The sequence below is a fragment of the Variovorax sp. LjRoot175 genome (assembly GCF_964253805.1).
In the GTDB taxonomy this organism is placed as follows: Bacteria; Pseudomonadota; Gammaproteobacteria; order Burkholderiales; family Burkholderiaceae_C; genus Variovorax.
Genome location: NZ_CAXURY020000001.1, coordinates 3,639,770 through 3,658,972 on the forward strand (window position 1 = coordinate 3,639,770; position 19,203 = coordinate 3,658,972).

Below are 19,203 nucleotides of genomic sequence, written 5' to 3' on the forward strand. Positions count from 1 at the left end.
CCTCACTCGCGTTCATTTTGGTGGAACGTGCACTACGTTGATCCCCTTGATGCCTCGGCTATCTAGAAGATTTTGCATCGCTCTTGCCGCTGACGGCTCCGCAACGGTCCATTGAACAGGTGTGCCGTTAGCGGCCCTGCTCTGCCGTTCGGCTTGATCGACAAGAGCTGCTTCGCCAGAAAACCAAGGCACAAATTGTCCGTTTCCAGAAACGAAGTTCCCATAACCGGGTCCCTTCGCGTCAATCAACGTCCCATCGCTGCTGACTCCATCGAACTTAACGCCATTGACCACATACGCTTGGCCTGACACACCGGTAATTTGAGTCTGATAAGCCCGAGCCTGCGGGGACATTGACTCGTTGACCGGCACCCACCTAGCTTGGCTCATCATGATTGAATCACTCAGCGGTGCGTTGTTGGGCACGGTGGTGGATGTATCCCCTATCCACGGCTCTGCTGCGTTATATCCAGGCGTCCCCGAATTGCTCAGCGCAGTTCCAGGTGTGGCCGTGCTGCTCCCCTCTTGCTGAAGGTTTGCCGGCGTGCTGGTAGAGCCTTCGATCACCGGTACAACGCCCGCGCCATACCCCGTCGGAATCTGGTCCGCCAGCGACGGCTGGTTGGCCGCGAACTGCGCGCTGTTGACGTAGCTCACCGCTGCAGCCATCAACGGCAGCGAGGCGCACCATTGGGAGGAGGCACACCGCAAGATCGCCGCCTGCCCGGCAGCGCTCAGGGCCTGCCAGCCAGATTGACCGAAGCGCTGGGAATGCTGGGCCAGCATCTGCAACTGGCCTACCGCGTTGTTCTCGGCTGCGTTCGCTCCGGCGCCTGCCCCGATGTAGATCAAGTTGGCGTCTCCGCCTGCCAGAGCGACCCCCAGGCCACTCATAAGGCTGGCCACTTCGAGGCTGCCCGGAGCAGGTCCGTTGGCCAGAATGTCTTCGGCCGTCCGATCTCCGTTGAGCATGAGCATGGTGGCTTCGCCAAGCATGGCACCAAGGGCGCCGGCGCCGCAGCCGCCCGTGCTGTCAGCACGCAGGGCGCCCGCCGCGCAGCCGGCAATGGCATGTCCCGCAAAGTTCGCGAAGCTGCCGGGCGCGGTGTTCGCTCCGATGGCGGTAGCGCTCAAGGCTGCGCCGGTATTGAGGAACGCCGTAGCGATGCTCTGAGTGAGGTTGTCCCCCAGGCTACCTCCGTCGATGGCGGTGCCAACCAGCGCTCGAGCAGTGCCATTGATCAGATTGCGACCGAGTACCTGCATGCCGCTGGCGCCGTTGATCGCGCTGATCTGGTTCAACGGCGTCGCCACGCCGTTCACGTCCATCGTGACCGTACTGCCCAGCCCCTCGACGACCCCCGCCGTGACCATGGCCGTCACGATGTTCTTGATGCTGTCGCTGCTGCCCAGCTCCTTGAACACGGCGCCGAGGTCGCCGTTGTTGTTGGCCAGCGAGATCGTCGCCTGGCTTGCCATGGCAGTGATGCCGGCCTGCAGCGCGCCTGCGGCGATGGTGGTGGCACCGGCCGACAGGCCCAACGCACCGGCCATCCCAGTGCCCGCCGTGGCTGCGGCGGTGCTGGTTGCGGCGGTACCCGCCGTCCCCGCGACGGCCGTGCCGGCACCTGCCGTCGCGACCCCTACCACCAGCGTCACTATGGCCGCAGCCACCGGCCCCATGCCGCTCTGGTGGTAGGCCCACTTCTCGTGCTCTTCCTTCACCCGCTGCCACTCGACGCTGTTGGCGAAGGCGGGGTCTTCAGTGAGCTTCTTCACCCACTCCATGCCGGGCTGCTGGCTCAGTGTGACGAGGCTGTCTCGCTCGCCGATCTGCGCAGTCACGCCGCCATCGGCCTTGATGTTCAAGGTCGCCACGTTGAAGCGGTTGTACTGGCTGGCCTCGTCCACGCGCCCGCTGCCCGAGGCCGACACGAAGGCGGCATCGCCTTCGTTCTCCTTCTGGCTCATCGCGCTGGTGGTGCTCTGCGTGAGCAGGCTGAGCTTGCCGCCGGCCTGGAGGCCCAGGCTCTCGGCGTTGGCCTCGATGGCGCCAAGCGTCATGTCGCCGCCGCTTCTGAGCTTGATGTCCGTCGCGTTGAGGGTGGTGCGCGCCAGCGTCGTCTCCTGGCTGTCGGCGTCCAGGCTGTAGTGGCTCATGCCGCTCTTGGTGGCGTGGCGGGTCTCGGCGCTGGCCTGGTTCTCGCCGGCGTACAGCGTCAGCTTGTCTCCGGCGTCGAGGCTGAGGGTCTCGCCGGCGCTCAGGGTCGCGGCCCTGGCCGTGAGGTCGCCCCCGGCCTGCAGGCTGACGTTGCCGGCGCCGCTGACGATGCTGCCGATCTCCTGGCTTTGCAGGCCCTCGCGCGCGTTCTTCTCGCTCCAGCGGATGTCCTCGCTGCGCCCGGTGGTGACGCTGTCGAGGTTCATGTCGCGCCCGGCCGAGAGGCTGGCGTCGCCGGCGCTTTTCACCTCGGCACCCGCGAGGGTGATGTCCCGGCCCGCCACCGCCATCAGGCTGCCGCCTGGATTCGTGACGTAGAGGCCCGCCACGCGGTCGAGCGTGACGGCGGCGAGGTCGACGCCGCTCGCGGCATCCGAGTACGGCAGCATGCCGGTGCTGCTGCGCGAGTCGCGCGTGGTGGTCACGATGTTGATGTCGCGCCCGGCAATGGCGCTCAGGCTGTTGGCGGCATCGATGGTGCCGCCGATGACGTTGAGGTCGGTCTGGGCGATGACGGCCACATCCTGCCCGGTGATGCGTCCGCCCAGGTTGTGGATGTTGTCGGCGGAGATGACCACCGCGTTGCGCCCGGCGATGGTGCCGCTCGCATTGGTGAGATCGCCCGCGAAGCGCATGTCCACGCTGCTGCCCGACAGCAGCGCGCCGGAGCCGTCGATGTCGCCTTCCCGCACGCGCACGTAGACCTGGGGCACCAGCACCTTCTGCGTGCTGCCGTCGGCAAGCGTCACTTCCTGCTCGACCAACCAGACGATGTCGCTGGTGAGCTGCGCCATCTGCGCCGCGGTGAGGGCCACGCCGGGCTTCAGGCCGTACTGCTGGGCGAAGGTGACGCCGGCGTTCATGAGCGCGGCGTACTGGGCTTCGTCGCTCGTATAGCCGTCCAGATAACGGTAGCCGGTGAGTTGCGCCACCTGCTCGCGAATGAGGCGTTGCTCGTAGAAGCCATCGCCCAGGCGTTTCTGGGTGGTGTTGGGGTTCAGCCCGAGGTTGTTGAGCAGGTAGTCGCTGGACAGCCAGTTGCGGTAGTTCGCGAAGCGCGGATCGGTCTCGATCAGGTAGCGGCTGGTCGATTCCGGGTGGGTGGCGAACAGGCTCGCGGTGGGCAACGTGGCGTTGGGCGTGCTGGTGCGCACGACCATGGGGACCGTGCGCGTGGCCGCCGTGCCGGAAGCGCCGGCGGCGACGCCTGTTGCACCGGCCGTGCTGCCCTGGGTCTTCACCACGCCGTCGACCGCCGAGGGCACCTGCACGATCGGATTGACGCGCGAGCCGGACTGCACGCCGCCGCTGCCCTGCGCTGCCGCGCCGGTCTGGCCCAGGGTCAAGGCGCCGGTGCCAGCGCCGCTGCCGGCAATGGCCACGTGGCCTTCCTGGCGTGCCGCCGCGAGGGTCGCGGTGCTGTTTGTCGTGAGGTTGTAGGGCGCGAACTGATAGAGCCGCTCGTCGCTGCCGAAGGTGTGTTCCTTGACGTAGCTATGGACGGCGGTGCCGGTCTGAACCGTGGGCGCATCGACCGTCAGGCCGACGTTGGCGATCGTGCCGCCCGTCACGCTGAGCGCGCCGCCGGCCAGGATCTGGCTCATGTCGTTGGTGCCGCCACCGACCTGGATGCTCATCGCGCCGCCTGAGAGGATCCTGGCCGGCGCGGAGCTCTGCAGCACCGGCGTGGACGTGGTGACGGTGTAGTCGAAGGCGTCGTAGATCGAGTAGAGGCGCGATGGCTTGTCACCATCGGGTCCCCGCACCACGCCCGTCACGGTGTGGATGAAAGTCAGCGTGGCCTCGTCGAGCCGCGTGTGGGCCTGGCGGTAGGCCTGCCAACGGTCGTACTCGGCCTGGGTGACCGGGTGGTCGAAGGGCACGAGCACGTTCTCCGCGACCTCGGCGCCGTTCGAGACCCAGATGCCCTCCTGGCCCACCGTGATGTCGGGATGCAGCCTGCCGATGAAATCAGCCGGAAGGTCTTCGGCGGGCGGCGCGACGCCGAAGGTGGCCCAGATGGGGTCGGAGCGCGAATACCAGGCGCCGGGCATGGCCGTCGTCTCGCAGACGCTGGCGTCGCCGCCCGTGCAGGTCTGGTAGCTGCGATCGGCGCTGTTGCCCGGGCTCTGAAGGTAGTAGCTGCGGAAGCGCTCGAGCGGGTAGTCGGGCGAAGGCAGCAACAACCGGATGTTGGCGTTGCTGCCGGGCGCGATGGGGTTGGATGCAGCCGCTGCGGTCCATCCGTTCCAGCCGGTGTCGGGGAACTGGATGTAGCCCCCGAAGCCGAAGAGGACCTCGCTGTCCTTCCAGCGCTGGCTGCTGCCGGGAGTCATGTATTCGACGAAGTGCTCGCTGGGGCCGGGCTGCAAAGTCCAGCTGACGCCGCCGTTGGTGTTGTTGAGCACCGCTGTCTTGATGTCGGCGTTGCGGGTCGCCTCGATCGTCGACGCATTGTTGTTCAGGGTGGCAGCCGCGCCGATGGCACGGCCTGCGGCATCCAGGCTGCCGCCGATGACGAGATCGCCGTCGCTGAAGATCAGGGCGCCGTCGCGGTTGTTGATCGTTTGCGCGCCGATGTCCAGGCGCCCGCGCGCAGCGATGGTGGCGGCGCTGGTCACGCCGTTGACGGTCTCGGCCAGGTTGTTGAGCGTGCCGGCACCGATCGAGACCTGATCGCCATAGATGCGGCCGGTGCCGATGTTGGTGAGCGTGTTCGCGTTGATGCGTGTGACTACGCCATCGATGATGCCGCGGTTGGTCACGGTGTCGCTCGCGTTCAGGGTGGTGATGTAACCCTGGATGTCGCCCGTGGCGGTGTTGTCGATGTTGCGGCCGGTGAGCCGCAACTCGTTGCCGGCCGCGAGCCGGCCGCTGTTGGTGATGTTGCCGCTGGTGCTGAGACTCAGATTGCGATTGGCGATGGTCTCGCTGCCCGCGGCGATCACGACGTCCTGGTTCAGCGCAAGACGCATGTCGCCCTTGGAGAGCAGCTTGCCGTCGAAGGTGAGCGCGCCGGCATCGACGGCGAGCGCCTTGCCGGCCAGGAGCGTGCTGCCGGTGTTCTTGACGGCGAGGGTCTTGGCGCCGGGGTTCGCTGCGTTCGGGTCGACGACGGACAGCGTATCGCCGGCGGAGATCAGGCCGCCGGCGCTGTTGTCGATGCTGCCGGCGCTCGTGAGGGTGGCGTTCAAGTCTGCGCGGATGGCGCCCGCTGCATTGGTCAGACTGGCCGTGGCGATCGCGACGTTCCTGCCTTCGATGCCCTGCTCGGCGCCGGAAGTGGCGGTGTTGCCGATGCTTCCGGCGTTGAGCGTGGTGGTGCCGCTCGAACGGATCAGGGCGCCGGTGTTGTCGATGGCGCCTGCACCCGTGTTGATGCTCAGGTCGCCCACGCCCAAGGTCTGGCCGCCACGGTTGTCGTAGGTGGCGCCGCGCGTGTCGATGGCTACCGTCGATTGGCCCAGCACGATGCCGCCTGCAGCGTTGGTCACTGCCCCGGTATGGGCAACCAGCGCATCCTTGGCGCCGATGAAGCCGGCGTTGTTGTTCAGGGCCCCGCTGTCCAGCGTCAGCGTGCCGGCGCTGGTGATGCCGCCCTGCCCCGTCGCGTAGCCCGCCGCGTTGGTGTTCGTGAGCGCCTGGCCGTGGGTGTCGACGGTCATCGCGCCGCCCGACTGGATCAGGCCGGCATTGTTGTTGAGCGCACCCGACTGCAGATTGATCGTGGTCGTGGCTGCGATCGTGCCCAGCGCGTTGGTCAACGCCTGGCCATGCGTATCGACGCTCAGGCTGTTGCCGAACACCTTGCCGGCGCTGTTGTCCAGGCCGGCATTGCTCAGCACGGTGGCGCCGCCGGCCTGCAGGCTGCCGCCTGCATTGGTGGTGGCGCCGGAGGTCGTGACCTGGAGCTTGCCGCCCACGGCCGCCACGGTGCCGCCGTTGTTGTTCAGGCTGGCGGCGTTCACGGTGGTGTTGCCGTTGGCGGCGATGGTGCCACTCTGGTTGCTGATGGCAGCGATCGTCGTGCTGCTCAGATCGCCCACCGCCGTGATACGCCCTTCGGCGCTGTTGTTCAGGCTGCCGGCATTCAGCGTGGTGTTGCCGCCGGCGCCGAGCTCGCCCTTGCTGCTGTTGTCCAGCATGCCGCCGACTGTGAGGCCGAGGTTCGAAGTCTCGGCCGCGCGGATCATGCCGCCCTGGTTGCTCAGGCTGCCCGCGGCGACGGTGGTGTGGCCGTTGCTGGCGATGGTGCCGGCGTAGTTGTTCAACGCACCCACCACGCTGATGCGCGTATCGCCCGACTCCGCCTGGACAATCTGGCCGCCCTGGTTGCTCAAGGCGCCGGCATCGATGGTGATCTGCTTGGCGTAAGTGCTGCCGCCGTCCTGGTTGAAGGCGCCCGCAAGGTTGACGACCAGCGCCCCGTTGCCGGTGATCTGGCCGTTGGCACCGCTGTAGCTGCCGCCGGCGATGCTCAGAGTGCCAGTGCCCGCATGCTCGATCTTGCCGACGGTGTTGGTGAAGGTCGCGGCCGAGAGGCTCAGGTCCTGGCCGTTGGTGGCGATGCGGCCGTGGGTGTTGTCGATGGCGCCTGAGGTAGCGATGGCGGTCGCGCCGGTGCCGGTCTGCACGATCTCGCCGCCATGGGTGTTGGCGATGTTCGAGGCGCGGATGTCGAGCTGACCCGCATTGAGGATGCCTGCGTCGTTGACCAGCGTCTGGCCAGGTTGCGCATTGGCGGTCACGCTCAGCGTGCCCGGCGTGACGACCGTTGCACCGCTCGTGGTGATGTTGCCCTGGGTGGCGGTCAGCGCAACATTGGCGGCACTGGTGGTGCTGGTGATGCTGGAGGACAGATCGATGCTCGCGCCCTGCAGCACGGCATCGCCCGCGGCGAGCTGGGTGCCTGTGGCCACCAGTGCCCCGGCGCTCGTCACGCGCAGATCGCCGATGCTGCCGTACTTGCCGTCGGCTTGAGTGCCGGCGCCGAGCACGCCGGTGCTTTGCAGGCTGCCGGCCGTGAGTGTGGTGTGGCGCCTGGCCGTGATGCTGCCGTCGTTGATGAGCGCGCCAGCGACATCGATCGTGGTGTCGTTGCCGCCGCGCAGCGAGCCGCTGCTGCTCAGACTCCCCGCCTGGACCGACAGGTCCGTGGCTGCGCCGATCGTGCCTTCTGCGTTCTGCAGTTGATTCGTCACCGTGAGCCGCGTGCCGGCAGTGGCCGACTGGATGCTGCCCTTGCTGTTGTCGAGCGACTGCGCATTGAGGGTGACGCCCTGGTTGGCGAGCAGGCTGCCGGCCGTGTTGTTGACGGCGCCGGCGACGTTCGCCGTCAAGCTGCCTGCGGCGGAGACGCTGCCCCGCGTGTTGTCGAGCGAACCGCCGGCGCTCAAGCTCGCATCGCCGTTGCTCTCGAGCTTGCCGTCCTGGTTGATCAGATCGCCGGTGGCGACGATGTTCAGGCTGCCTGCGCGCAGGCTCCCGCCGGTGTTGTCGAAACGATCGACATTGGCGCTGAAGTTATTCGCAACGTTGACCGTGCCGCCCACATTGCTGAAGCTCGGGCCGCTGGCCGCGAGGCTCGTCGTCGCGAGCGAGCCGCCGTTGTTGTTGACCTGCGGGGTCTGCAGGGCGATGGGGCCGCCCGCGTAGATGTGGCCGCCGTCGTTGAGGATGGCGCCGGCGGCGGTGAGGCTGCCGGGGGCGGGAGGGACATAGGGTTGCGAAGGCGCGGTGCCGCCGCTGCCGCCGGTATCTGTGCCGGTGCCTCCCCCATCGCCCGTGGCCGGCTGGCCGGGGTCCGTGGTGCCGCCGGCGCCTGTTCCGCCGGTGCCTGTGCCGGGGTTGGGTTGCGCAGGCGTCTCGGGAACCGGCTCCGCACCGATCACACCGCCCGCGGTATTGCTCAAGCTCGGCCCCGCCACCGTCAGGCCGACGCTGCTGGTCTGGCGGATGGTGCCGCCGCGGTTGTCGATGTCGCCGCCCGCGCTCGTGAGCTCGACCCTCGGGCCTTCGAGCGTGCCGCCTGCATTGCCGAGCGTGCCCTGTGTGGCGATCCTGAGTTCGCCGCCGCTGGCGATGCGGCCGCTGTTGGCCAGGCTGTCGGCATTCAGATTGGCACCGGCCGTGGCCTGCAGGGTGCCGATGTTCTCCAGCCGTCCGGCCGCGGTGACGACGAGCTGACCGGCGCCGGCCAGCGTGCCCGCACCGTTCGCGGCCTGGATGGTGCCGGCATTGCGAGCACCCAGCCCGGCCTCGGTGCCGATCAAGGTGATCTTGCCGGCATACATGCCGCCGAGCTGCGCGACGTCGAGCGCAAAGGTGGGCGTGGGGCCAGTGCCCGTGGTCGGGCTGATCTGGCCGTGGTCGGCCGAGACCTGGTTGGCCCCCGTCACCACCTTGAGCTCGTTGGCCCAGATGCCGGCGTTCACCTGCACGGCGCGCGCGAGGATCGCCGCGTAGTCAGTGCGGCTCAAATCGAGCCCGGCCCCATCGATGCTGATGGTGCCGCCGCGCACCACATAACTGTCGAGCCCGCCCTGCGCATTGAACTGCGGCGCTCCGGTGGTCAAGGTGGCCCTGCTGGCGTTGATGAAGCCGCCGCCGTCGACGGAGATGCCTGCCGGGTTGGCGATGATCACCTCGGCCCGCTGGCCGCCGACCTCCACGTAGCCGCGCAGCTGCGTCGGGTTGCCGCTCGTGATCTCGTTGAGGATGATGCGCGCGGGCCCTGTCGCCAGATACGGATTGCCTTGCACGAAGCCGCCGAGTTGCGTCTGCACATCGGTGCGGCTGTTGTTCAGGATGACGCCGTTGCGCTGAACGTCGAACTGGTTGAAGAGGTTGCGCGAGACACCCGCCGCCGAGGGCGTCTGGATGTTGACCAGGGGTACGCCATTGGGCGCCACCAGCACCGTGGGCCGCAGGTTGGGCGCCACGCCCGGTGCACCGACGATCTGCGCCGGCGCCGGTGCAACGGCCAGCAGGCCAGCGAGGCCCGTCGCCACCACAGCCGAGGTCGCCCCCGTCGCCTTGCCCGCGCTCATGGCCGTTTCCTGCACGGCCATGCACATGCCGCGCGCGGCGCTAAAGACGATCCGGTGCAAATGTTTGTTCATGTTCTTCTTTCCTTGCCAGCTCAGAAACTGAAGTTCAGGTTGAATCCCGCGGTCGTCCTGGCGGTGCGGTAGCCCTCGGGCTTGCTGATCGGCGCGCCGACGAAGAGGTCGTAGTTCAGGCCTTTCACGGCGCCGCGCAGGCCGATCACGCCGCCGCTCAGGTGGCGCCCCGCCAGCTGCTCGGTCGACAGACCGCCCACGCGCCCGTAGTCGATGCCCACATAGAGCTCGGCGCCGCTGGCGCCCAGCGCCCAGCCGATGTCGTTGCGCAGCAGCCAGCCGCGCTCGCCCATCAGGCTGGCCTCGCCGTCGAAGCCGCGCACGGTGTAGCGCCCGCCGATCGAGAAGCGGTCCTGCGGCGTGAGCGGCGTGCGGTTCCACTGGCCGCGCCACAGACCCGTGTAGCGCAGCTTCTGCCCGCCGAGCTCGAAGGGCGCGTTCAAGCCCAGTTCGGCGCTGACGAGCCTGAAGCGCGAGGTGCCTTCGCCGAAGGCTTCTTCGGGCGCCGGCAGCGCGCCGAAGGCACCGGTGCCGCGGCGGTACGCAAGGTTGGCGTCGAGCGTGGCCTGGCCGATGAACTCGCGGTGCGCGAGGCCCAGCTCCCAGCCGCCGGTCACGCGCCGCTGCACCTCGATCTCGGTGTCGTTGATGAAGTTGCGCGCGCTGCGCCTGAAGCCGCGCAGGCCGAGCGTGGTCTTGCGGCGCTGGTCGCGGTAGATCAGGCGCGAGAGCTTGAGCTCTGCATTGCCCGACTCGCCGGCATAGACGTAGTCCTGGTCGGCGCCCTGCACGGTCTGGTGGTAGCGGTTGCGCGAAGCGGTGGCGCCGAAGAGCCAGTAGCCGTAGGGCACCGAGTAGTGCACGGTCTGCCCGCTGGTGCCCTGGCCGCTGTGGTTGAAGGCGTCGTGGTTCGCGCTGACGTAGAAGAGGTCGTTGAGTCCGAGCGGGTTGTCCCACGCGACGGTGGCGCCAGCCTGGGTCTTGCCGGTGGCCTGGGTGCCGCCGTCGTCCAGGCTGAGCGTGGTGCGCAGCGGGAAGCGCTGGCTGTACTTGACGACCAGGTCGCTGTCGCCGGGGCGCGCGCCCTCGGCCTTGGAGGGCTCGATCTGGATGTCGGCCTCGGCGGTCGGTGCGCGCTTGAGGTTTTCCAGGCCCTGCTCGATGTCGCGCAGGTTGAGCAGCTCGCCGGGCCGCGCCGGGATCGCGTTGTGGAGGCTGGTGCGCGCATCGCTGCCGGAGGCTTTGCGGATGGCGGCGATGCGCCCGGGGATCAGCGTGAGCGTCAGCGTGCCTTGGCTCAGGTCCTGCGGCGCCGCGAGCACGCGCGTGGTGACGTAGCCCCGCGCGACGGCGGCCTGCTGCAGCCGCGTGAGCACGATGTTGACGCCTTCGGTGCCGAGGCAGCGGCCCAGTGGGTTGTCGCTGCCGTCTTCACCGGCAGCGGCTGCGAGGATGCCCTGGAAGTCTTCGGCGAGCTCGCCGTCGAGCACGATGCGCTCGATGCGAAAGCACGGGCTCTCGTCCTTGGCCAGGCGCCGGGTTTCGGGCGGCGCCGCGGGCTGCAGGCGGCTGTCGACCGCGCGTTCCTGCTGCTGGCGCAGCGCGCGTTCGCGCTCCTGCTGGCGCTGTTCTTCGACGAAAGGATTGGGCGCCGAAGGCAGCGGCGCCGTCTGCGCTTGCGCCATCGCCGCCGCGGCGCCCAGCACCGTCATCGTCCATGCATTGCGCCGCAAAAAAACGGCGCGCGTTTTCTCATGGGCCCGTGGCCCTCGACCTCCCCTGAATACCATCGCTGGCCCCGACCTTCTTGCTTCTTGTTGAGGCGCGCATTCTGGCGGCCATGGTCGAGGCTTCAACCGGCGCGCAAGGAATCTGCGCGCTTTCGTGACCGAATGCGCAGCGGCCGGACCGCGAGCGAAATCTTGCTTAAGCCGTTCGTGTTATTGGACCAAGACTGAGCTCAAGGTCTGCCGCTTCACGAGCTGATAGGTTCGCGAACGGTTTTTGCGAGCCCCGCGAGCCGCGTTGAAGACGATGTGATGGAAATTCTTGTTCATTCTCTGGCGTGCCTTGCCGAGGGCTACTCAACGAATTCCCATTCCATATCGAGCGATCGGCTCCAAGATTTCTCATAAATGTGAATGATAATGATTTCTATTTGTACTACTGAGATAGAAATTGTTGAACGTCAGACTCACACCCATTGCTACAGCCAAAATCCACCGGTCGCCCAAATCTGCCTCTGCACTCCCTTTCAAGCGCTCGACGCTGAGTCTGCACACCGGCGCGACGCTGCTCGTTCTATGGGCCGCCGCCCAGGGCGGCCGCGCCGAGGCGCAAGAGGCCACGAGCGAACAAAAAGCGCTGCCGGTCGTGACCGTGACCGCGTCGCAGGACGACACGTCCCAGCACCTCGATACGAAGGTAAGCAGCGGCGCCCTCGGCGCGCGGACGCAACTTGAAACGCCCTTCTCCACCACTGTGGTCAGGAACGATGACCTGGCGGAACGCCAGGTATCGAAGCTGGGCGACGTGTTCGCCCTCGACGCCTCGGTCTCCGACAACAGCGGCGCCTACAGCAGTTGGGCCAGCTACATCACGGTCCGGGGCCTGCCGCTGGATTGGCAGAACGCCTATCGGATCGACGGCAAGCCCTTCCTCAGCTATGCCATCACCCTGCCCTACGAGCACTTCGAGCAGATCGAATTGCTCAAGGGCTCGTCCGGCTTCATGTACGGCTTCGGATCGCCGGGCGGCATCGTGAACTACGTGTCCAAGAGGCCGACCGATCGGCCGGTGAGGAGCATCGAGGTCGGCTACAAGTCCGACAGCGTGTGGAGCGAGCACGTCGACTTCGGCGGGCGCTTCGGCGCCGACGACCGCTTCGGCTACCGGCTCAACGCCACGCACGAGGAAGGCAAGACCTTCAACGACGGCGGCATCCGCCGCGATTCCGTGTCGCTGGCGCTCGATGCCAGGCTGACGCGCGACCTGAGCTGGAATTTCGACGCGCTGTACCAGAAGCGAAACTCCACGGACCAGACCCCGTCGATCTTCACCGGCAGCTATGTCGGGGCACAGCTGCCCACCGCAATCCGAGGCGACAACCAGCGCCTCGTGGGGCCCGGACAGCACCTCGACACCGATCTGAAGCTCTACTCGACCGGGCTCCAGTACAAGCTGTCACCCGATTGGACGCTGAGCACCAGCTACAGCCACAGCACGGCCACACGCAGTCGCAACGAGGGCATCGCCTACCTGCTGGATCCGAGCGGCAACTACAACGACTTCCGCTCCGACAGCAGCGAGGGCCATCGCTTCGACCAATGGCAGGCGATGGCGCAAGGCGTGTTGCGCACGGGTGCCATCGAACACCAGCTGACCCTGGGCGCGTCCTGGCAGAAGCAGACCAACGACTACAGCAGCAACAGCGTCTACCAGCAGATCGGCACCGGCAACCTCTACACGCAGAACGCCAACAGCTATGCCAGCGTGACCGACTTCTCGATCTACCGCGACAGCGACATCACGCAGCGCGCGATCTTCGCCAGCGACACCGTGAAGCTGTCGGACCAGTGGTCCGCGCTGCTTGGCCTGCGCAGCACCAACTACGAGCAGAACAGCTACAGCATCGCCGGCGCCAGGTCTTCGCAATACACCAAGAGCGGCGTGGTGACGCCCACGCTGGCGCTGATGTTCAAGCCGGCGCCGGACACGACGCTCTATACCAGCTATGTCGAATCCCTCGAGCAAGGCGCTTCGGTGGGCATCACCTATGCCAACTACCGTGACCTCCTGAATCCGCTCAAGAGCAAGCAGTACGAACTGGGCATCAAGACCCAGCGCGAACGCTGGAGCGCCACGGCCGCCCTGTTCCGCATCGAACGCGGTGCCGAATACGCGAACAGCCAGAACGTCCTCGTGCAGGACGGGCAGTCCATCTACCAAGGCCTCGAACTGGGCGCCTCCACCCGCCTGGGATCGCAATGGCAGCTCGGCGGCAACCTGATGTTCCTCGACACCTCCTACCAGCGCGGCAGCGACTTTGTCGGCAACCGCGTGGCGGGTGCGCCGAACTTCGTGGCGACGGCGCAGCTGTCCTATGCGGTGCCGCAGGTGCCGGGTCTCAAGCTGTCGGCAGACGCGAAGTACACGGGCGGCACCATGCTCAACGCCTCGAACCAGCTGAAACTCGCCGGCTACACGGTCGCGAACATCGGCGCGAGCTACGCGACACGCATCGGCGGCCACGACACGACCTTCCGCGTGGCGGTCAACAACCTGACCAACAAGCGCTACTGGGAATACCAGTATGCGAACTACATCAAGCCCGGTGACCCGCGCACCCTCAGCTTGAGCGCCAAGCTGGATTTCTAGGCGTAGTGGCGGGGCGCTCAGCCGATGCCCCGCACCGACCCCGTCAGCGACCGCGCGCATTGCAGCAGCGTCGGGCCGAGCTTGCGCACGGCGTCATCCATCGTCCAGCGGCTCGTGGGCGCCACCACATGCACGGCCGCCACGGGCCGGCCGTTGCTGCCCAGCACGGGCGCCGCCACGGTCATGTCGCCGAGGAAGAGCTCCTCGCTGTTGGTGGCGAAACCCTGCAGCCTCGCCTGGCGCAGCGCCTCCAGGATGTCCTCGACCGCGGTGCGGGTGTGGACCGTGTGGGCCACGCGATCCGAGTCCTCGATCAGCGCCAGCGCCTCGCTCTCCGGAAGCGCGCTCAGGTAGGCGCGTCCGGAGGCCGTGCAGTACATCGGGATCCGACTGCCGATCGGCATGTGGACGGGCACGAACTGCGCGCTGACGAAGCGGGCGACGTAGACCATGTCGAGCCCGTCCGGCTCCGTGAGGTTGGAGGTTTCCGTGGTGACCTTGGTCAGCTCCGACAGGAAGGGGTTGGCCAGGTCGATCAGCGGATCGGCCGCCAGGTAGTTGAAGCCTATTTCCATCACGCGCGGCGTGAGCTGGTAGCGCCGCGTCTGGGGATGCTTGCGCACATAGCCCAGCCGCTCCAGCGTGAAGACCATGCGCTGCGCCGAGCTCTTGTTGATGTCCGTGGCTGCGGCCACTTCCGCCAGCGTCATGGTGCGCCGCCGTGCACTGAAGGCGCGCAGGACGGCCAGCCCTTTTTCCAGCGACTGGTTGAAAAGCAGGCTGCTGCTGTCGTCGGGGGCGGATTTCAGTGGGGCGTCCATCGCAGAAGAGTATAGCGACTTCACTCGAAAGAATCGAATATCGATTCAATTGATTCGACTAGTGGTTTTCATCAATTGATATGAGGTTCTCAAGAATCGAATATTGGCACGCATGTTGCATCGCATAAAGGCCGGGCTGTTCCGGCCCGCCCATTTGCATCTTCCTCAAGGAGTCCACATGAATCGCTTCGTTCGCCGCTTTCATCGCTTTGCCGCGGGTCTGTTCGCTGCAGGTGTCGTTTCGCTCGCCTGCGCCCAGGGCGCCTCGCCGACCTACAACGTGGGCGCCACGGCCACCGGCGTGCCCTTCACCTTCCTGGACGTGAAGACCAACACCATCCAGGGGATGATGGTGGACACCGTCACCGCCGTCGGCAAGGCGGGCGGCTTCGGGGTCAACGTGCAGCAGACGGTGTTCTCGGCGCTCATTCCCTCGCTCACCTCGAACAAGATCGACATCGTCTCGGCGGCCATGCTGAAGACGGCCGCGCGCCAGCAGGTGGTGGACTTCAGCGATCCGGTCTATTCCTATGGCGAAGGCCTGATCGTCAAGAGCGAGGACACGCGGGCCTATACCTCGCTGGACGAGCTCAAGGGCGAGGTGGTCGGCGCGCAGGTCGGCACGGTCTTCATCGACATGCTCACCAAGAAGGGCATCTTCAAGGAGGTGCGCAGCTACGACTCGGTGGCCGACATGACGCGCGATCTCGCGCTGGGGCGCATCAAGGCGGGCCTGGGCGACCAGCCCATCATCGCCTACCAGCTGCGGCAGAACACCTTCACCGGCGTGAAGCTGGTGGACAGCTACAAGCCGGTCAACGTCGGCGACGTGTGCCTGGTGGTGCGCAAGGGCGACACCGAGACGCTGGCCCGGATCAACAAGGCCATCGCGGCGATCAAGGCTGACGGCACCTTGCAGAAGATCGTGCAGAAGTGGGGCATCTAGTGCCCGCGTCCTTCCTCCAGCACGCCCGCGACTTCCTCCCGATCCTGCTGCAGGGCGCGGTCGTCACGGTGCAGGTGACCGTCCTCTCCTTCCTGCTCAGCAGCGTGCTCGGCCTGGCGCTGGCGCTGATGAAACTGTCGCCGGTGCGCGCCCTGTCCTGGACGGGAACGGCGGTGATCAACCTGATCCGCGGCCTGCCGATCATCGTGCAGCTCTTCTACATCTACTTCGTGCTGCCCGAGTTCGGCGTGCAGCTCACGGCCTTCCAGGCCGGCGTGATCGGGCTGGGCATCGCCTACTCGGCCTACCAGGCCGAGAACTTCCGCGGCGGCATCGAGGCCGTCGACGCGGGCCAGCGCGAGGCCGCGCAGGCCATGGGCATGCGCTCCGCGATGATCATGCGCCGCGTGATCCTGCCGCAGGCCTTTCACATCGCGCTGCCGCCCTACGGCAACACGCTGGTCATGATGCTCAAGGACTCCTCGCTGGTCTCCACCATCACCGTGGCCGAGATGACGCGCGCCGGCCAGCTGATCGCGTCCTCGACCTTCCAGAACATGACGGTCTACACGCTGGTCGCCCTGCTGTACCTGATCATGAGCCTGCCGCTGGTCTACGGCCTTCGCCGGCTGGAGCGCCGTCTCGGCGCCGGGAGGAAAGCATGATCCGCGTCACCGAACTGGAGAAGCGCTTCGGCCAGCACCGCGTGCTGCAGGGCGTCAGCCTGCACGTCGATGCCGGCGAAGTGGTGTGCCTGATCGGCCCCTCGGGCTCGGGCAAGTCCACGGTGCTTCGCTGCATCAACGGGCTGGAGTCGTACGAAGGCGGAGAGGTGCGCGCCTTCGGCGAACGCGTCGACCGCGGCAGCAAGAACATCCACAAATTGCGCAGCCGCATGGGCATGGTGTTCCAGCGCTTCAACCTGTTCCCGCACCGCACGGTGCTGCAGAACGTGATGGAAGGCCCGGTCTACGTGCTGCGCGAAAACCCCGCGCAGGCGCGCAACGAGGCGATGGCACTCCTGGCCAAGGTCGGGCTGGCCGAGAAGGCGCAGGCCTACCCGGCCCAGCTCTCGGGCGGCCAGCAGCAGCGCGTGGCGATCGCCCGCGCGCTGGCGATGAAGCCCGAAGCCATGCTGTTCGACGAGCCCACCTCGGCGCTCGATCCGGAACTGGTCGGCGACGTGCTCGCCGTGATGCGCGCGCTCGCGGGCGAAGGCATGACGATGATCGTGGTCACGCACGAGATGGGCTTCGCGCGCGAGGTGGCGGACCGCGTCTGCTTCCTGCACAGCGGCAGCATCGTCGAGGAAGGCCCGGCGGCGCAGGTGCTGGGCGCGCCGCGGCAGCCGCGCACGCAGGACTTCCTGCGGCGCGTGCTGCACCCGTCGGCCGCACCCGCGGAGGTTTTGCAGTGACGGACAACCGGTTCGCATCGGGCCAGCAGCTTCCACCTTCGCTCTGGGCCGCCACCGCGCCAGCCGCGCCGCCGACGCCGCGGCTCACGGAATCGCACAAGACCGACGTGCTCGTCGTCGGCGGCGGCTTCACCGGCCTGTCGACGGCGCTGCACTTGGCCGAGGCCGGCGCGCAGGTTTGCGTGCTCGAAAGCCATGAGCCGGGCTGGGGCGCCTCCGGGCGCAACGGCGGGCAGGTCAACCCGACGCTCAAACACGATCCCGACGACCTGGTGCGTCTGTATGGCGTCGAGCGCGCGGAGCCCTTGATCGACGCCGTGTCGCGATCGGCCGACCTCGTGTTCGAGCTGATCGCACGTCACGGCATCGACTGCCAGCCGGTGCGCAGCGGCTGGGTGCAGGCCGCGTACTCGGAGCGGGAGGTGGCCGGCCTGCACGCCCGTGCCGCGCAGTGGTCACGGCGCGGCGTGGCAACGGAGCTGCTGGACCGCGCCGGCGTCGCCGCCCGCCTCGGCACCGAAGCCTTTGCCGGCGGCTGGCTCGACGGACGCGCCGGGGGCATCCAGCCGCTGGCCTATACGCGCGGCCTGGTGCGCGCCGCCCAAAGTCTGGGCGCGGCGGTGCACGGCGAAACGCAGGTGACGGGGCTCGAGCGCCGCGGCGCGCTCTGGCATGCGAGCACGTCGACGGGCGCCACCGTCACAGCCGACCAGGTGGTGCTGGCGACCAACGGCTACACGGGCGCGCTGTGGCCCGGCCTCGCGCGCACCATCCTGGCCGCGAACAGCTTCATCGTCGCCACGCAGCCGATCGAAGGTGCGGCCGCCGACAAGATCCTCCCGCGCGGCGAAACGGCATCGACCTCGCAGCGCCTGCTGCTCTACTTCCGCAAGGATGCGCAGGGGCGGCTCCTGATGGGCGGGCGCGGCCACTTCGCCGATCCGCGCGGGCCGCAGGATTTCGCGCACCTGGAGCGCTCGCTCGAGCTGCTCTTTCCGCAGCTGGGGCCGCTGCGCTACGAGTACCGCTGGGCCGGCCGCATCGCGGTCACGCGCGACTTCATGCCGCACGTGCACACGCCGGCGCCGGGCGTCACGATGGCGCTCGGCTACAGCGGGCGCGGCATTGCGCTGGCGACCAGCATGGGCCGGCATCTGGCCGCGCGCCTGACCGGCGACAGCAGCAGCTTCCCCTACCCGGTGACGCCGATGCAGGCCATACCGCTGCACGGCCTCCAGCGCTTCTACGTGGCGGCAGGCGTCGCCTGGTACAGCCTGCTGGACCGGCTCTCCTAGGGCGCGTGCGCCGCCGCGAGGCAGGCCTGGAAGGCCAGCACCGCGCGCGAAGGCTTGGGCGAGCGCCGCAGCACGCTGACGAAGCGGCAGCTGTAGTTGAAACGCGCCGGCAGCACGGCCTTCATGAGGCCGCGCTGCTCGAAGGCCTGCGCATAGTGATCGGGCAGGAAGCCGAGAAAGCGCCCCGAGAGAATCAAGGTCGCGATCGCCTCCTGGTCGAAGCCGGTGGCCTTGCGCGTGAGCTTCGCGCGATGGCTGAGCTGCATGTTGGGCGAGTGGTAGCCGAGCCCGGCGAAGTGATGCTCGCGCAGCCGCGCCCAGTTCAGCTTCGCGTGGCTGCTGTCGAAGAGCGGATGCCCCGCGCCACAGTACAGCAGCATGGTCTCGTCGAACAGATCCGCGTAGACCAGGCTCTTCGACGTACGGTGCGCCGGAATGATTCCGATCTGGAACTTGCCCTCCAGCACGCCCTGCTCGATGGCGTTGATGGACCCCACGTGCACGCTCAGGCTCACCTCGGGCGCGAGCTGCGTGAAGCGGGCGATGGCCTCGCTGATGCGCGCCTGCGGGTTGCTCGCCGTCTTGTCGAACAGCGCCACCTCGAGTTGCCCGCCCATGCGGCTGTGGATGTCGTCGATGCTGCCGCGGAAGGCGTCGACCGAGGCCAAGAGGCGCAGGGTCTCGTCGTAGACGCGCTGGCCCTCGGCGGTGAGCGAGAAGCCGGCCCGCCCGCGCCGGCACAGCACCAGGCCGAGCCGGGTTTCGAGATCCTTCACATGCCGGCTCACGGTGGAGGTGCCGATGTTGAGCTCCAGCTCGGCGGCCGCCATGCCGCCACACTCGACCACGCTCTTGAACACCTTGAGCAGGCGCAGGTCCATGTCGCTCAGCTGGCCGAGCACGGCGCGATTCCTGGCGACGCTTTCGCGCGGCGGTTTTACTTGCATGGATCGTCAAGTGAAGATTGATATTGCGCCATTCTCCACACTGAAGGCCGTGCGAACA

The 19,203-nt window shown here is 67.4% G+C and carries 9 protein-coding genes; 5 read left to right on the top strand and 4 right to left on the bottom strand.

Annotation, left to right across the window (positions count from 1 at the left end):
- Positions 1-12 precede the first annotated feature (12 nt).
- Positions 13-9,342, bottom strand: a complete 9,330-nt coding sequence (locus ACSQ89_RS18035) for a two-partner secretion domain-containing protein (RefSeq protein ID WP_436296318.1) — start codon at positions 9,340-9,342, stop codon at positions 13-15.
- Positions 9,343-9,362: 20 nt separating this feature from the next.
- A complete protein-coding gene (locus tag ACSQ89_RS18040; protein WP_436296319.1) occupies positions 9,363-11,054 on the bottom strand; it encodes a ShlB/FhaC/HecB family hemolysin secretion/activation protein in 1,692 nt (563 codons plus the stop codon).
- 556 nt (positions 11,055-11,610) lie between these two features.
- Between ACSQ89_RS18040 and ACSQ89_RS18045 the strand changes: the two genes are divergently transcribed.
- Entirely contained in the window at positions 11,611-13,719 is a 2,109-nt protein-coding gene (locus tag ACSQ89_RS18045) for a TonB-dependent siderophore receptor (protein ID WP_436294579.1), read from the top strand.
- Between the two features lie 17 nt (positions 13,720-13,736).
- On the opposite strand, the gene ACSQ89_RS18050 is transcribed toward ACSQ89_RS18045, so the two are convergent.
- Complete coding sequence (locus ACSQ89_RS18050) at positions 13,737-14,540, bottom strand: IclR family transcriptional regulator (protein WP_436294494.1); 804 nt, start codon at positions 14,538-14,540, stop codon at positions 13,737-13,739.
- A 178-nt stretch (positions 14,541-14,718) separates the two neighbouring features.
- On the opposite strand from ACSQ89_RS18050, the gene ACSQ89_RS18055 reads away from it, so the two are divergent.
- The 4 genes from ACSQ89_RS18055 to ACSQ89_RS18070 are packed head-to-tail and all read left to right on the top strand — an operon-like array spanning position 14,719 to position 18,198.
- Complete coding sequence (locus ACSQ89_RS18055) at positions 14,719-15,486, top strand: ABC transporter substrate-binding protein (protein WP_093108208.1); 768 nt, start codon at positions 14,719-14,721, stop codon at positions 15,484-15,486.
- Complete coding sequence (gene ehuD / locus ACSQ89_RS18060) at positions 15,486-16,151, top strand: ectoine/hydroxyectoine ABC transporter permease subunit EhuD (protein WP_436296320.1); 666 nt, start codon at positions 15,486-15,488, stop codon at positions 16,149-16,151. The genes ACSQ89_RS18055 and ehuD overlap by 1 nt, the downstream gene beginning before the upstream one ends.
- Positions 16,148-16,903 (top strand): amino acid ABC transporter ATP-binding protein, encoded by a 756-nt coding sequence (locus ACSQ89_RS18065; protein ID WP_436294495.1) that lies wholly within the window; start codon positions 16,148-16,150, stop codon positions 16,901-16,903. The genes ehuD and ACSQ89_RS18065 overlap by 4 nt, the downstream gene beginning before the upstream one ends.
- Entirely contained in the window at positions 16,900-18,198 is a 1,299-nt protein-coding gene (locus ACSQ89_RS18070) for an NAD(P)/FAD-dependent oxidoreductase (RefSeq protein WP_436294496.1), read from the top strand. Before ACSQ89_RS18065 ends, ACSQ89_RS18070 begins: the two co-directional genes overlap by 4 nt.
- On the opposite strand, the gene ACSQ89_RS18075 is transcribed toward ACSQ89_RS18070, so the two are convergent.
- Entirely contained in the window at positions 18,195-19,145 is a 951-nt protein-coding gene (locus ACSQ89_RS18075) for a LysR family transcriptional regulator (RefSeq protein WP_436294497.1), read from the bottom strand. The two genes, ACSQ89_RS18070 and ACSQ89_RS18075, sit on opposite strands and share 4 nt — an antisense overlap.
- Between the last annotated feature and the right edge of the window lie 58 nt (positions 19,146-19,203).

Coding starts and splice junctions, on each gene's coding strand:
- ACSQ89_RS18035 (WP_436296318.1), bottom strand. CDS start 9,342: ATGAACAAACATTTGCACCGGATCGTCTTTAGCGCCGCGCGCGGCATG.
- ACSQ89_RS18040 (WP_436296319.1), bottom strand. CDS start 11,054: ATGACGGTGCTGGGCGCCGCGGCGGCGATGGCGCAAGCGCAGACGGCG.
- ACSQ89_RS18050 (WP_436294494.1), bottom strand. CDS start 14,540: ATGGACGCCCCACTGAAATCCGCCCCCGACGACAGCAGCAGCCTGCTT.
- ACSQ89_RS18055 (WP_093108208.1), top strand. CDS start 14,719: ATGAATCGCTTCGTTCGCCGCTTTCATCGCTTTGCCGCGGGTCTGTTC.
- ACSQ89_RS18065 (WP_436294495.1), top strand. CDS start 16,148: ATGATCCGCGTCACCGAACTGGAGAAGCGCTTCGGCCAGCACCGCGTG.
- ACSQ89_RS18075 (WP_436294497.1), bottom strand. CDS start 19,145: ATGCAAGTAAAACCGCCGCGCGAAAGCGTCGCCAGGAATCGCGCCGTG.